This window comes from Bradyrhizobium cosmicum (genome assembly GCF_007290395.2).
In the GTDB taxonomy this organism is placed as follows: Bacteria; Pseudomonadota; Alphaproteobacteria; order Rhizobiales; family Xanthobacteraceae; genus Bradyrhizobium; species Bradyrhizobium cosmicum.
Genome location: NZ_CP041656.2, coordinates 1,556,341 through 1,569,430, shown reverse-complemented (window position 1 = coordinate 1,569,430; position 13,090 = coordinate 1,556,341). Strand labels below are relative to the sequence as shown.

Sequence of the window (13,090 nt, the reverse complement as noted above, 5' to 3'; positions counted from 1 at the left end):
GAATGACGACTACGTTGTCACTTGACCGCCTGGATGCGTTCCCAGTCGGCCTTGCGATAGCCGAAGGTCTCGAACGGAACGTTCTTCAGCACGATGTCGCGGAACTCGTTCTTGTCGACCTCGGTCACGGTCAGGCCCTTTTCCTTGAAGAAGGCGACGAGCTTGGCCTCGTTCTGCTTGATCTCCGCGGTCGCCTTGGCGGCGGCTTCCTGCGCGACGTCGGTGAATATCTTCTTGTCCTCGTCGCTGAGCTTCTTCCAGAGCGCACCCGCGACCACCGTGTTGAGGTGGTCGACGATGTGTCCGGTCAGCACGATGTGCTTCTGCACCTCGTAGAACTTCTTGGCCTCGATCGTGGTCAGCGGGTTCTCCTGCGCCTCGACGGTGCCGTTCTGGAGCGCGAGATAGACTTCGGCGAAGGCGATCGGCGCGGTGTTGGCGCCGCAGGCGCGCGGCATCGCAAGGTATGCCGGCACGTCGGGCACGCGCATCTTCAGGCCCTTGAGGTCGGCGCAGGTCTTGATCGGCTTGTTCGACGAGGTCTGGCGCACGCCGTAATAGGTCACGGCGACGATGTGGTGGCCGCTCTTGTCCTCGTAGCCCTTGGCAAGTTCCTTGAAGATGTCGCTCTTGGTGTAGGCGAGGAGATGGTCGGAGTCGCGGAAGGTGTAGGGGTAATAGGTCACGCCGATCGGCGGAAAGCTCTTGGCCGCGAAGCTCGAGCCGGAGATGATGATGTCGACCGACCCGAGCGAGAGGCCCTGGTTGATGTCGGCTTCCTTGCCGAGCTGCGAGGCCGGATAGACGTCGACCGTGTAGCGCCCGTTGGTGCGCTTGCCGATCTCCTGTGCGGCCCAGACCGAGGCGCTGTGGAACGGCTCCGAGGTCTCGTAGACATGGGCCCATTTGAGCTTGGTCTGTGCCATGCCGGGATTGGCCGTTGCAAACATCGCCGCGACCGAAGTCGCCAGCACCATCGTCATCTTCTTCAACACTGACTTATCCTCCACTGACTAAAGTCTGCTTCTTGTTCGCCCGCCCCGAAGCGGAAACGGGCCGCCCAATCTCATCGTTGCCGCGCGCTGCCGCCCTTGGTCTGCGTCTTCGGCGCGCGTTCTGGCTTTGCTGATTTTGCCGGCTTTGCCTGATTTTCCGCCGTCCGGACTCGCCCCGCAGGCGATCCCGCGGCGCTCTCGGCGCCGAAATTCTGCGCGAAACGCTCCTGGGAGCACACCAGATGAGCGCGCATGGCATCGCGCGCGGCGTCCGGATCATGCGCCGCGATGGCGTCGCGCACGGCGCGATGCTCGTCGAGCGCGGTACGCCACGTGCCCGGGCTCTCGAAATAATGCGCAAGCTGCGCGAAATACGGATTGAGACGCTGGTCGAACAGCTCGCCGACCACGCGCACCAGAACCGCATTGCCGAGGCTTCCGGCGATCGCAACGTGAAACGCACGGTCATGGACCATCGAGGCTTCGCCGGGATGCGCGACATTCTCCATCGCGTCGAGGGCGGCGTCGATGCGGGCGACATCGTCCTTCGTCGCCACGCGTGCGGCCTGCTCGGCAATGGCGCTTTCGAGAAATTCGCGGGCTCGCAGCAGCTCGAACGGGCCTTCGATGACCGCGGCGGCAGGCACGGCCATCGCCGGGGCAGCAGGCTCGATCACGTAGATGCCCGAACCGACGCGGATACGGACGCGGCCCTCGACTTCGAGCGCGATCAGGGCTTCGCGCACCGTCGGCCGCGACACCTTGAGCTGCTCGGCGAGCTCGCGCTCGGTCGGCAAGCGGCTGCCGACCGCGTACTCGCCGCTGTCGATCAGGCTTCGCAATTGATCGGCGACCTGGCGATAGAGCCGTCTCGCCTCCACAGCTTCCAGCGGCACGCTGGTCCTCCCCGATGGAGCGCACCGGGTTCACCCCGGCGGCCCGCCAATTTTGGAAAATTGGTCTTACCAATTGACCGGAGCATTGACCGAGGATGGAGGCCATGTCAAGCAGCGGCCAAAGCAACAGGGAGAGACGACCATGCGGCTCGGCCGCGCCCAACTCGACCGGCTGCCGCCGGCCATCCGCCGTCCCGCCTATGACCGGTCGCGCGTCACGCCCGGCATCGTGCATCTCGGTCTCGGCGCGTTTCATCGCGCCCATCAGGCCGTCGTCATGGACGATTGCCTCGCCGCCGGCAGCATGTCCTGGGGCATCGTCGGCGCGAGCCTGCGCAGTCCGGAGACGCGCGACGCCCTCGCCCCGCAGGATCATCTTTATACGGTCGCGATACGTGCCGCCGAAGGCACCGAGCACCGCGTCGTCGGCGCGCTGCTCGACAGCAGCGTCGCGCGCGAGAAGCCGGCCGCGCTGGTCGAACGCATGGCCGACCCCGCCATTCGCATCGTCTCGCTGACGGTCACCGAGAAGGGCTATTGCCACACACCGCAGACCGGCGATCTCGACGAGCGGCATCCTGATGTCGTGCACGATCTCAACAATCTCGACGCGCCGCGCTCGGCGCCCGGCTTCATCGTGGCCGCGTTGGCGCGCCGGCGGGCGCAGGGACTGGCGCCGTTCACCGTGCTGTGCTGCGACAACCTCGCCGCCAACGGCCACACCGTGCAGCGGATCGTGACGCAGTTCGCGGCGCTTCGCTCCAGGGACCTCGGCAAGTGGATCGCTGATGGCACGGCCTTCCCCTCGACCATGGTCGACCGCATCGTGCCGGAAACAACCGATGCCGACCGCGACGCGGTGTCGTCCGCGCTCGGCCTGCGCGACGCCTGGCCCGTGATGACCGAGCCGTTCACGCAATGGGTCATCGAGGATCGTTTTACGGCGGGCCGGCCCGATCTCGCCGCAGCCGGCGTCGAACTCGTCACCGACGTCAAGCCGTTCGAACTGATGAAGCTGCGGCTGCTCAATGCCAGCCATTCCGCGCTGGCCTATCTCGGCTATCTCGCCGGATACGAGACCATCGCCGACACCATGGTCGATCCGCATTTCGCACGCCTCGCCGCGCAGGTGATGGAAGAGGCCGCGGTGACGCTGACGATGCCATCAGGCACTGATCTTTCCGCCTATCGCGCCTCGCTACTGAAACGCTTCGCCAATCCGGCGCTGCATCACCGCACCTGGCAGATCGCGATGGATGGCTCGCAGAAGCTGCCGCAGCGCCTGCTCGGCGCGATGCAGGATCGCCTTGCCAAAAACCTGCCGATCGCAACGCATGCGCTCGCGGTCGCCGGCTGGATGCGCTACGTCACCGCGCTCGACGAGCAGGGCCGCGCCATCGACGTGCGCGATCCGCTCGCCGGCGAGTTCGCGGCGCTGGCGCGCGAAGCAGGCCCCGTCGCTGAACGACTGGCGCCGGCACTGCTCGGCGTCGAAAAAGTATTCGGACCACTGGGCGCCGAGCCGCGCCTGCGCGAGGCCGTCACCACGGCGCTCGGCCAGCTCTATGCAAAGGGTGCGCGGCAGGCGGTGGAGGCGCTCGTCTCGGCGTGACTACAAAGCAGGCAGCCATGCTGCACTGCGGTCAAAACGAACGCAAAATCGAACGGAAGTCGCGCTTGATTTTTGCCTGTCATTGCCTCACCCGGGAGCCATGGCAAACGACAGCAAGGTCATCGCCGCGAACGCGGCCTTCTACGCCGCCTTTTCGAGGGGCGACTTCGACGGCATGGAACAGATGTGGGCCGATGACGACGCCATTTCCTGCATCCATCCCGGCTGGCCGGCGATCATCGGCCGCGCCACCGTGATCGGAAGCTGGCGCGATATCCTGCAAAATCCGGAGCGACCGCAGATCGTTTGTGCCGAACCGCAGGCCATCGTCGACGGCGACAGCGCCCGTGTGCTCTGCATCGAGATCGTCGACGGCACCGCCTTGGCCGCCGCGAACCATTTTCGCCGCGTCGGCGACGGCTGGCGCCTGGTTCACCATCAATCGAGCCCGATTGCGCAGATTGTCGAGCAGGCAGAGGACGATAGAACAAGTCACCGCGTCCATTGACCGCGCCAGGTCCTGCGGCACGTTCTACTGTGCATGGGGTTGTTTTTCGCTTTTTGTCTGGAGCGCGAGTTCTGACAGATCATTCAGCACCACTTGCGCCCCGCTGAAATCATCGTCCCGGAAGAACATGCTGCGGGTGATGAGCACCGGAATATTCGCGCCTGAGGCCGCGATCAGGCCATTGGCGGAATCCTCGATCGCGATGCAGTCTGGTGCATCCAGCTTCAGCCGCGCCAGGACTTCGAGATAGACGTCCGGCGCCGGCTTCTTGTGGCGGACATCATCGCCGGCAACGATCGCATCAAAATCCGCGGCCCAGTGGCTCCCCAGCGCCCGCGCCAGCAGCGCATCGATATTGCCGTGCGACGTCGTGGTCGCAATCGCAAGCCGCTGGCCGCGCGCCTTCGCGGCTGTGAGGAGATCCATCACGCCCGGCCGCAACGGGCAGCAGCCGGTCTTGATCAGCTCGGCATAATGCGCGGTCTTGACGCGATGGAGCGCGGCGATGTCCGCGTCCGACAATGGCAAGGCGATCCGCAGCCTGCCCTGGTAGGCGCGGATGCGCTCCTTGCCGCCGGTGACCCGCAGCAGCTCCCTGTAGATCGCACGGTCCCAGTGCCAATCGAGGCCGCGGCGGATGAACGCTTCGTTGAAGGCCTGCCGATGCAGTTCCTCGGTTTCCGCAAGAGTGCCGTCGACATCGAAGACCAGCGCAGCGGCGCGCCGGATCAGCTCTGCGGCGCCCGGTCGCGCGATGGTGGCCGTTCCTCCCGGCATGGTCGACGCCTCCCTCGTGACGTGCGACCATCGCCCGGGACGGCGAGCGAGTGAAATCGCAATATCTTTTGCCGGACCCAAAAATCCCTTATGAGCGGGCGACGCGATGGTGCGGTCGGAACCTTCATCGGCACGGGAGACGCATGCGGCTCTTCATCCTCGGCCGTGGCTATAGCGCCCGGCACTTCGTTCGCAAGTACGGCGACAGCTTCGCGCATGTCGCCGGCACGGTGCGCGATCCCGCCAGGCGGGACGATCTCTCCGGCCTCGAACTGCATGCCGTTTCCGGCGAACCGACCCGCGAGACGGTCGGGCTTGTCCGCAACGCCGATGTCCTTCTCGTCTCGATCCCACCCGGCAGCTCCGGCGACCGCGCCATCCCGGCGTTCAGCGACGTTCTGACGACCGGCCGCCGCAAGGTCATCTATCTCTCGACCATCGGCGTCTATGGCGATCACGCCGGCGGATGGGTCGACGAGAGCACGCCGCCCCAGGCCGCTCTCGACCGCACGCGGATGCGGCTGACGGCCGAGCAGGCCTGGACCGACACGACGCGTGGCGATGCCGCGATCCTGCGGCTCGCGGGCATCTACGGCCCCGGCCGCAACGCGCTAGCGACGCTGCGCGCCGGCACGGCCCGGCGCATCATCAAGCCCGGCCAGGTCTTCAACCGCATCCATGTCGACGACATCGCAAGCGCGATCATGGCCGCGATACGCCATCAGGGCGGCGGCACGTGGAACGTCTGCGACGATGAGCCAGCGCCGCCCCAGGACGTGATCACCTACGCCGCGAGACTCATCGACATCGCCCCGCCGGAAGAAGAAGCGTTCGCGACGGCCGAGATGTCGGCAATGGCGCGCAGCTTCTATTCCAGCAGCGCCCGCGTCTCCAACGCGAAATTGAAGAACGAGCTCGGCGTCACGCTCGACTACCCGACCTATCGGCACGGTCTCGACGCGTTATTGCGCGCCGGAGAGTGACGATAGGGTTCCGGCATCTCCGGCGCGTCCCAGACATGCCCTGCCCGCGCTTGACTTCGTTCCGGCGCAGACGTGATCTAGGCATCGCGCGAGCCACTCGCATAACGAGCTCGCCTTGGGAGGACGCAATGAACAAGACGATCGTCATGATCGCGGCGGCGGCTGCCGCCATCACGTTCGGGACAGCGCGCGCCGCGCCGCTGCCCGAAATCACCCCCGACGAGGCCGGTTTCTCGAAGCAGGGTCTCACCCGGCTCGACGATTTCTTCGCCCGCGAGATCGCCGCCAAGCGCGTTCCCGGCGCGGTCGTCGCGGTGGCGCGCGACGGCAAGCTCGTCCACTACAAGGCCTACGGCATGCTCGATCCGGACAAGGGCACACCGATGCCCGTCGACGCGATCTTCGCACTGGCCTCGATGACCAAGCCGATGGCGGCAGTTGCCGGCCTCACTCTGATGGAGAAAGGCCGGCTGCCTCTCCAGGCCAAGCTCTCCGACTACTATCCGGGCTTCGCCGACATGAAGGTCGGCGTGACCCAGGCTGACGGTTCGCTCAGGCTCGAGCCGCAGGCCTCGCCGATCTTCATCCACGATCTCTACCGGCATACGTCCGGATTGATGTATGGCGGTCGCCCGGACAGCTCCAGCCCGGTGGCGCGGCAATATCCCGACGGCATTTCGCCCGCTGTGGACGGCGACACTCAGGCTTTCATCGACCGCATCACGAAACTGCCGCTGGCGCATCAGCCGTCGACCGAGTTCGAGTACGGTTTTTCGATCGACGTGCTCGGAGCCGTGGTCGAGAAGGTGAGCGAGCAGAAGCTCGGCGAGTATCTCGCCGCCAATGTCTGGCAGCCTCTCGGAATGAAGGACGCCACCTTCCATCCCACCGACGCGCAGCGGCCGCGGCTCGCCCGCCCGTTTGCCAACGATCCGCTGACCGGCAAGCCGCAAGCCATCAAGCTGCTGGACACGCCGACCAAATTCGATTGCGGCGGCGCCTGTTCGTTTGCGACGGTCGGCGACTACATCCGCTTCGGGCAGATGCTGCTCGACGGCGGCGAGCTCGACGGCCAGCGCATCCTCTCGCCGAAGACCGTGCATCACATGACGACCAACCACCTTGGTCCCGAGATCTAGAACAACGTGGCAACCATCGAGCCGCATCGCGCCGGCTTCGGCTTCGGGCTGTCGGTCGCGGTCCGCACCAGCGAAGGCCTGTCGTCAGTTCCCGGCAATCCGGGCGAGTTCACCTGGAATGGTGCGTTCGGAACGCAGTTCTTCTGCGATCCAAAGGAACGTCTCGTGGTGGTGGTGGGAACCGCGGCGCCGGGCGAGCTGCGCAAATACTATCGCGAACAGGTCCAGGACATCGTCTACGGCGCGATGGTGAAGTGAGAGTCGCGCCCTGAAATGAAGAGGGCGGCCGCTCGGGCCGCCCTGCGAAATCCGGCGTCAGCTCAGGACGCCGTACTTCTTGAACCAGGCCTCCGCCTGCTTCCAGGCATCTTCCGCCGCATCCTTGCGGTAGCTGCCGCGGTAGTCGGCATGGAAGCCGTGCGGCGCGTCCGGATAGATCTTGAACTCGGCCGTCTTCTTGTTCTCCGCGAGCGCCGCTTTCATCTGCTCGACCTGGGCGACGGGAATGCCGGTGTCGGCGCCACCATAGAGGCCGAGGACCGGGGCCTTCATTTCCGGAGCCAGTTGCATCGGGCTCTTCGGCCACAGCGGATTGGCGGGGTCGGCCACCGTGCCATAGAAGGCGACGCCCGCCTTGAGCGCGCCGCTATGGGCGGCATATTCCCAGACGGTGCGCCCGCCGCGGCAGAAGCCGATGATGCCGAGCCTGGCGGTGTCGCCGCCTTGCGATCCTGCCCAGGCCGCGGTCGCGTCGAGGTCGGACAGCAGCTCGGCGTCCGGCTTGGCATTGACGACCGGCAGCAGATCCTTGATCTCACTGACTTTGGTGAGGTCGACGCCCTTGCGGAAGTAATAGTCGGGTGCGATCGCGAATGCCCCGAGCTTGGCCAGGCGCCGCGTCACGTCCTTGATGTATTCGTGCAGGCCGAAGATCTCCATCGCCACGATGATCACGGGCGCCTTGGTGTTGCCGGCCGGGCGGGCGAAGTAGACGGGCATCTCTTCGGAGCCGACCTTGATCTTGGCCTCGCCAGCCTGGAGGCCGCTGGTGTCGGTCGCGATCGCCTCGGCGCGGACCGGCCCGGCCGCGAGCGTGTAGCCGGCGGCAACGGCCGCGGTGGCGCTCATGAATCCGCGGCGCGAGACCGGGGCGACTTTCGTCAGCCCGACGACGTCGGATGTCATGGTGGTTTCAATGCTCATCGGTCTATCCTTCCTGATGCCTGGCCCTGTTCCTTCAGGCGACGCATTCGCCAATAATTGCAGGCCAAACGCAAATCACCAGCCTGCGAGCGCATGCCCTGACGATCGAGGCAAGCCAGAGCCGGTCGGCGAACGACGATCTGAAGCCCGTTGCCGACGGGCGGTGCGATACCCGGATCGGTGAGGCATGTCGGTCCTCATTGCCTGGACCGATCATGCTTTGGATTTAACCGTCCAGGCACATCGCAGCGCAACATCCATTAACCGAAAATGGCGGTTCTCCCGTCGTCATTCTCGTAACTCGAGTTGCGGGCACCTCACTCGTCCGCGCGGTTTGAAACATCATGCAGCAACAAATGGGCTCCGCAGTGGCTGCTACGACACATCATGTTGCTCGGATACCGCGCGCTATCGAAATCTGGCGCACGTCCCCCGGTCATTTGACTGAAATTTTCAGAAGAGTTGAGCCGTCCAATTTACTCGAACTTTCTTTGTGACGCTCTAGTTCCACATCCGAACCTTTGATCTCCAGAACGGAGAAGCGTCTTCCAAGCGCGGCCAGTCGTCCCGTTTCGAGTGAAGCATCGCTCGACAGCTTCATTCTCGCCCGCCCGGATTGCACGACCAAAGACCCAATTGAATATGGCTTTATCCGGTCCGGACTTGAGATGATTTTGGCTCGCGAATCGATTGAATTATTGGGGCAGATGGCCCGCATCCTGTGGTTCGAAGGCACCAAGCACGGCCTGCGCGACCGCGAATGGATGGCCCTGCGCTTCCTCTCCCGCGCCAACCGTTTCTCGCGGACGCCCTCGGCGCTCGCGAGCTATGTCGGCACCACACGCGGCACCGCCTCTTTCATCATCGGCGAACTCGAACGGCTCGGATATGTCGAGCGCAAGCGCTCCGCCACGGACAAGCGCTCGGTGTTGCTCAGCGTCACGCAACAGGGCAAGAAGTTCCTGATGCGCGACCCCGTCAACGTGCTCGTCGAGGCGATCGCCGTTCTCGACGACGATGGCAAGATCCGCTTTCGCGACACGCTCCGGCACGTGTTGGATCAGTCGGACGCGGCGGAGCAACGGCACCATACCGACGTTTGCAAGCGATGCATCTTCCTGCGTGAAGATCGTACCGCTGCGGACGGCAAGGCGACGGTCGAGTTCAGTTGCCGCCTGTTCCGCGCACCGATCGCGGAGCCCGAAATCGACCTGCTATGCACCAGCTTCGAGCATCACCGCCAGTAGAAGGCTCCGCTCGTCAGGGCCCTGCCTTGCGTGACGAGTAGATGACGCCGCCGCTGGCTTCCACCACCAGACGGCCGTTCTCGCTCCTGATCTCCTCGATGCGGCCAAGGCCGGGCACCTGCTGTCCCAACACGGCCTCTATGACGCCGTTCGGACTTTGGAGGATCGCAATCCCCTCATAGGCCTGGCGAACCGACCAGCCCTTGATCACCTTGCGCGGCGCCGTCATGCGCTCGGACGGAGCCACCGAACCGGTGATCTCGGGCGCGGTGACCGAGGCCATCACTGGCATCGGCTGCTGCGGTTGTGAGGCCACGGGCGTCGGAGCCTGGGCCTGCGCCTGCGCGAGCTTGTCGAGCTTCACCGTCGAGGACGAGCTCACTCGTTCGATACGATCCAGGTTCTCGGCGAAACGGCCAAACCGGTCGTTGGTCGCCTTGCTCGATTGATCGACCGCGGTGCGCAGTCCGTCGAGATTTTCGGACACGCCCGACACTTGCTTGCGCAGTTGCGCGACGGTCTCGCGCAGATTCCTTATCTCCGTATTGGCCGCGACGTTGTTCTGGGCGGGTTGCATGGTGAGATACGCGATCACGCCGGTGCACGCGCAGACAACGAGAACAGCGGCCACCGCCAATGTCGCGAGCGGCGCGACCCAAGTCGGACGGGGCGGCGGCGGCTTGGCCACGATCGTCGCGGGCTTCAGCACGACCGGCGCAGGCTTGGGTATCGCCATCTTGTCGAGGCGCGCCTTGGCACGAATACGCTTCAGACCCTCGAGCGCTTCCTTCGCCAGGGTTTCATCGCTCGCCGCAGCCGACGCTCGCTTCGAGCTCGCAGCAGGCTTGGTCGCTCGCGCCGCAGTGTCCTTGTTGTCGCGCGCTTCCGGACCCGGCTTCGCTGCCGCGGAAACATCAGCGGTCTCGCCGGGACGAGCTTGTCCATCGGACAACATATGAAAATGCTCCGTTCGGTTCGGTCTATCGAACAGTGAAGCTAGTTGCCGAAGCTTGCCTGAAACGTGCGCAACGAAAACCTTTCATCACGCGCAACGCGACGCGACATGAGTCCAATGCGTCATGCACGTGGTGATAGTGCGACTCGAAAGACACACACTCGCCAAGATTTCGCCAAGCTGTAGTCGCTACTCCGTACATGAGTCGAATTGTCGCATGTGGATAAACAGACTCGATCGTCAATTCGGGGTTGAAAACCCCTCCATGCACGTCACCCGCGGCACAACGCAAAATGGCTGTGATTATACGGAGATGCGGAACTTTACGACCGTCAAAGTGCAAAACTAGTTCAGATTTGAAATCAACTGATGCGATTGAATATACAAAGAAACAACCCGAAACGAATCAACAGCATCAAACACACATAGCAATCGCTTTGTTGCGCGTGCTTGATCGGAAATCGGCAATTGTTACGGTCCTACTCAAGTGATTCTCGCCAGTTGGCGAGGGGATCGGCAGAGTTCAGTAGCGTTCGAATAAGCAACTTGGCGCAACTGTTCTAGGTCGCTGTCTCAATCCGCTCCGCGAGGTGATCCGTAAGACCCCCGCCGAGCCTCACAGTAAGCGTTCAGTATCGAGTCGAAGTAGCAGGCCTGCGCACGCAGGCACTGAATGCGTAGGGCTGCCCGCGAATATCGAAGCCACAATATCGGTGCGCGGGAATGGAATGTCGTCAAACAGCATCGTTGCCGAGCCGGGGCATCACAACAACCAGCCGGCCGCAACAAGTGCGAAACAGGGGCGAAGACTGATGTATATTATCGTTGATGATCGCGAGAGCGTCACGAACAGCTACGTTGCAGGGCTTGTTCGCGAAGGCGTATCGTCGATCGGATTCTCCTCCGGAGAATTCTGGGAATGGCTGCAATCTGCGAGTGAATCGGATCTGGCAGCGGTCGACGCCTTCCTCCTCGGGGATTGCGATTCCCGCGGAAGCCTGCCGAGGGCGATGCGCAAGCGCTCTTCGGCCCCCATCATCGCCATGAGCAGCCAGAAAATGCTCAAAAACACGCTTGAGCTGTTCGAATCGGGCGTCGACGATGTCGTGCACGTGCCGATTCACCTGCGCGAGATCCTCGCCCGAACGGCCGCGATCGCGCGCCGCCGGGTGGGAGAGCTACCGAGGCCCTGCGAGACCAGGATCCAGGTCTTCTTCAACGGACGTGACCCCGAGATCGCGGGCCACGCCCTCACCCTGCCCCGCCGCGAACTGCGCATTCTCGAATATATGGTCAGCAACCACGGCAAGTGGATCACCAAGACCCAGATCTTCAACGCGGTCTACGGCATCTTCGAGTCGACCTTCGACGAGAGCGTGATCGAGAGCCACGTCAGCAAGCTGCGCAAGAAACTCCGCGACCGCCTCGGCTTCGATGCGATCGTGGCCCGACGCTACGTCGGATACCGCATCAACATCCCGGCTGGCGAGACCATCGACGTGCCGATGCAGGACCTCGACGAAGTCGGCCTGCTCCTGAACAGGGCGCATGCCGCCCCGGCGGCGTACCCGGCCGGAAACTGACGCGGCGGGACACCGACACGAACTGACGACAACGGCCTCTGCGGAGTACCCTTCGCAGAGGCCGTTGCACGTTCAGCGGCGGACACGGCAAAACACGGCTACCGCCCCGTCGCGGCAGCCGCCATGGCTCCAGAGACTCGTCCTGACGCGTCTTGAAGCGAACCGGTATCCGCCTCGCTCGAAGCGCTTCAGGGCTTCTGCTGGAATTCTTCCTTCGAAACGTAGTTGAAGTCCTCGATCAGAACGTCCTGGACGACGTCGGCCTGCATCCGCTCGTTCACGCGCTGCTTGATGGCAGTCGTGAGGATGGAGAGGTCGTAGCGGGCGAGCTTCCTGAAATCGAGACGATCGTCAGCATAGATCCTGCGGAAGGCCTCGTCGACGACGAACGGTTCCGGCGGAACGCTGAGCTGGTGCATGGTCCGCGCCTCGACGGTGTAGACGAAGCGCGCCACGATATAACCCTGCACACCGCCGCCCTCGACCATGGGCACGCTCAGCGCGCGTGTTTTCTGGTACTGAAGTCCGTCGAGAAATTCGTCCTTTGCCGGCATAAGGGTGCCGTTTTCCTTCCAATAGGCCACGCCATAGCTCGTGCCCGCGGTGAGGATGCATACCCAGAGCCCGGCCAGCACGAGTCTGATCATTTTCCGTCCTGCGTTGTACGGCCCGTGTAGGTACCGTCCGATTCGGCGTCCTTGATCGCCCTGACGATGATGGTCGCGACCTCGCGCACCGCATCGTAGTGCATTTCGAGGATGGAACGATTTCGCTCGAGCTTCTCGCGCAGCCGCTGTATCTCCTCGGTAATCTCGACCTCGCTGCCGAGATGCATCCGCGCCCGCATCAGGCGGACGAATTCGAGCATGCTGCGGCTCTTCCGCGCGCTGAAATCGTCGAAATCGACCTTCTTGCCCGTCGCGAGCGCGGCCGTCTCCTCCTCGACGATGCTCTCGAGCCGGCGGATCGCCGCCAGCAGGCCGCGCATCTCGTCGGATCTGGTCCCGTCGGCGACATCGATCTCCGCCTCGTTGCCGACATTCGGCAGCAGCACGGGCAACAACGCATCACTCGATGCGGCCTCCGTCGTCATCGCCTCGGTATCCCCGACCAGCTGCTCCATCACCACAGCCGCCGCGCCTTCTTGTGCCTGCATTGAAAATTCACCCCTCAACTTCTGTCGCCCATTTCC

12 protein-coding genes and 1 pseudogene are annotated in these 13,090 nt (G+C 63.8%); 6 read left to right on the top strand and 7 right to left on the bottom strand.

Annotation, left to right across the window (positions count from 1 at the left end):
• Positions 1 to 17: 17 nt before the first annotated feature.
• Both FNV92_RS07345 and FNV92_RS07340 read right to left on the bottom strand, forming a co-directional pair.
• Entirely contained in the window at positions 18 to 977 is a 960-nt protein-coding gene (locus FNV92_RS07345; protein WP_168213754.1) for a sialic acid TRAP transporter substrate-binding protein SiaP, read from the bottom strand.
• A gap of 89 nt (positions 978 to 1,066) precedes the next feature.
• The gene (locus FNV92_RS07340) at positions 1,067 to 1,891 is read right to left on the bottom strand and encodes a FadR/GntR family transcriptional regulator (protein ID WP_143841536.1); all 825 of its coding nucleotides are present in this window, start codon (positions 1,889 to 1,891) and stop codon (positions 1,067 to 1,069) included.
• A gap of 142 nt (positions 1,892 to 2,033) precedes the next feature.
• Between FNV92_RS07340 and FNV92_RS07335 the strand changes: the two genes are divergently transcribed.
• Positions 2,034 to 3,503, top strand: a complete 1,470-nt coding sequence (locus FNV92_RS07335) for a mannitol dehydrogenase family protein (protein WP_143841537.1) — start codon at positions 2,034 to 2,036, stop codon at positions 3,501 to 3,503.
• Positions 3,504 to 3,603: 100 nt separating this feature from the next.
• Positions 3,604 to 4,011 (top strand): nuclear transport factor 2 family protein, encoded by a 408-nt coding sequence (locus tag FNV92_RS07330; protein ID WP_014440051.1) that lies wholly within the window; start codon positions 3,604 to 3,606, stop codon positions 4,009 to 4,011.
• Positions 4,012 to 4,035: 24 nt separating this feature from the next.
• Here the strand turns inward: FNV92_RS07330 and FNV92_RS07325 are convergent, their stop codons facing one another.
• Positions 4,036 to 4,788: an HAD family hydrolase gene (locus FNV92_RS07325; protein ID WP_143841538.1), complete on the bottom strand. Its 753-nt coding sequence runs from the start codon at positions 4,786 to 4,788 to the stop codon at positions 4,036 to 4,038.
• Between the two features lie 143 nt (positions 4,789 to 4,931).
• Between FNV92_RS07325 and FNV92_RS07320 the strand changes: the two genes are divergently transcribed.
• Positions 4,932 to 5,771, top strand: a complete 840-nt coding sequence (locus FNV92_RS07320; RefSeq protein ID WP_143841539.1) for an SDR family oxidoreductase — start codon at positions 4,932 to 4,934, stop codon at positions 5,769 to 5,771.
• 128 nt (positions 5,772 to 5,899) lie between these two features.
• Positions 5,900 to 7,168, top strand: a pseudogene (locus FNV92_RS07315) (serine hydrolase domain-containing protein).
• Between the two features lie 57 nt (positions 7,169 to 7,225).
• Here FNV92_RS07315 and FNV92_RS07310 read toward each other — a convergent pair.
• Entirely contained in the window at positions 7,226 to 8,113 is an 888-nt protein-coding gene (locus FNV92_RS07310) for a dienelactone hydrolase family protein (RefSeq protein ID WP_143841540.1), read from the bottom strand.
• 668 nt (positions 8,114 to 8,781) lie between these two features.
• On the opposite strand from FNV92_RS07310, the gene FNV92_RS07305 reads away from it, so the two are divergent.
• Positions 8,782 to 9,360, top strand: a complete 579-nt coding sequence (locus FNV92_RS07305; protein WP_143846064.1) for a MarR family winged helix-turn-helix transcriptional regulator — start codon at positions 8,782 to 8,784, stop codon at positions 9,358 to 9,360.
• Between the two features lie 13 nt (positions 9,361 to 9,373).
• On the opposite strand, the gene FNV92_RS07300 is transcribed toward FNV92_RS07305, so the two are convergent.
• Positions 9,374 to 10,315, bottom strand: coding sequence for a hypothetical protein (locus tag FNV92_RS07300; protein ID WP_143841541.1), 942 nt, complete (start codon positions 10,313 to 10,315; stop codon positions 9,374 to 9,376).
• 812 nt (positions 10,316 to 11,127) lie between these two features.
• On the opposite strand from FNV92_RS07300, the gene FNV92_RS07295 reads away from it, so the two are divergent.
• Positions 11,128 to 11,898: a response regulator transcription factor gene (locus tag FNV92_RS07295; protein WP_041748075.1), complete on the top strand. Its 771-nt coding sequence runs from the start codon at positions 11,128 to 11,130 to the stop codon at positions 11,896 to 11,898.
• 188 nt (positions 11,899 to 12,086) lie between these two features.
• Here the strand turns inward: FNV92_RS07295 and FNV92_RS07290 are convergent, their stop codons facing one another.
• The gene (locus FNV92_RS07290) at positions 12,087 to 12,545 is read right to left on the bottom strand and encodes a hypothetical protein (protein ID WP_143841542.1); all 459 of its coding nucleotides are present in this window, start codon (positions 12,543 to 12,545) and stop codon (positions 12,087 to 12,089) included.
• The gene (locus tag FNV92_RS07285) at positions 12,542 to 13,054 is read right to left on the bottom strand and encodes a flagellar biosynthesis protein FlgN (RefSeq protein ID WP_143841543.1); all 513 of its coding nucleotides are present in this window, start codon (positions 13,052 to 13,054) and stop codon (positions 12,542 to 12,544) included. The genes FNV92_RS07290 and FNV92_RS07285 overlap by 4 nt, the downstream gene beginning before the upstream one ends.
• Positions 13,055 to 13,090: the final 36 nt, after the last annotated feature.

Excerpts from the sequence above, each read along its gene's own strand:
- FNV92_RS07345 (WP_168213754.1), bottom strand. The coding sequence starts at position 977 with ATGGTGCTGGCGACTTCGGTCGCGGCGATGTTTGCAACGGCCAATCCC.
- FNV92_RS07335 (WP_143841537.1), top strand. The coding sequence starts at position 2,034 with ATGCGGCTCGGCCGCGCCCAACTCGACCGGCTGCCGCCGGCCATCCGC.
- FNV92_RS07330 (WP_014440051.1), top strand. The coding sequence starts at position 3,604 with ATGGCAAACGACAGCAAGGTCATCGCCGCGAACGCGGCCTTCTACGCC.
- FNV92_RS07325 (WP_143841538.1), bottom strand. The coding sequence starts at position 4,788 with ATGCCGGGAGGAACGGCCACCATCGCGCGACCGGGCGCCGCAGAGCTG.
- FNV92_RS07320 (WP_143841539.1), top strand. The coding sequence starts at position 4,932 with ATGCGGCTCTTCATCCTCGGCCGTGGCTATAGCGCCCGGCACTTCGTT.
- FNV92_RS07310 (WP_143841540.1), bottom strand. The coding sequence starts at position 8,113 with ATGAGCATTGAAACCACCATGACATCCGACGTCGTCGGGCTGACGAAA.
- FNV92_RS07305 (WP_143846064.1), top strand. The coding sequence starts at position 8,782 with ATGATTTTGGCTCGCGAATCGATTGAATTATTGGGGCAGATGGCCCGC.
- FNV92_RS07300 (WP_143841541.1), bottom strand. The coding sequence starts at position 10,315 with ATGTTGTCCGATGGACAAGCTCGTCCCGGCGAGACCGCTGATGTTTCC.
- FNV92_RS07295 (WP_041748075.1), top strand. The coding sequence starts at position 11,128 with ATGTATATTATCGTTGATGATCGCGAGAGCGTCACGAACAGCTACGTT.
- FNV92_RS07290 (WP_143841542.1), bottom strand. The coding sequence starts at position 12,545 with ATGATCAGACTCGTGCTGGCCGGGCTCTGGGTATGCATCCTCACCGCG.
- FNV92_RS07285 (WP_143841543.1), bottom strand. The coding sequence starts at position 13,054 with ATGCAGGCACAAGAAGGCGCGGCGGCTGTGGTGATGGAGCAGCTGGTC.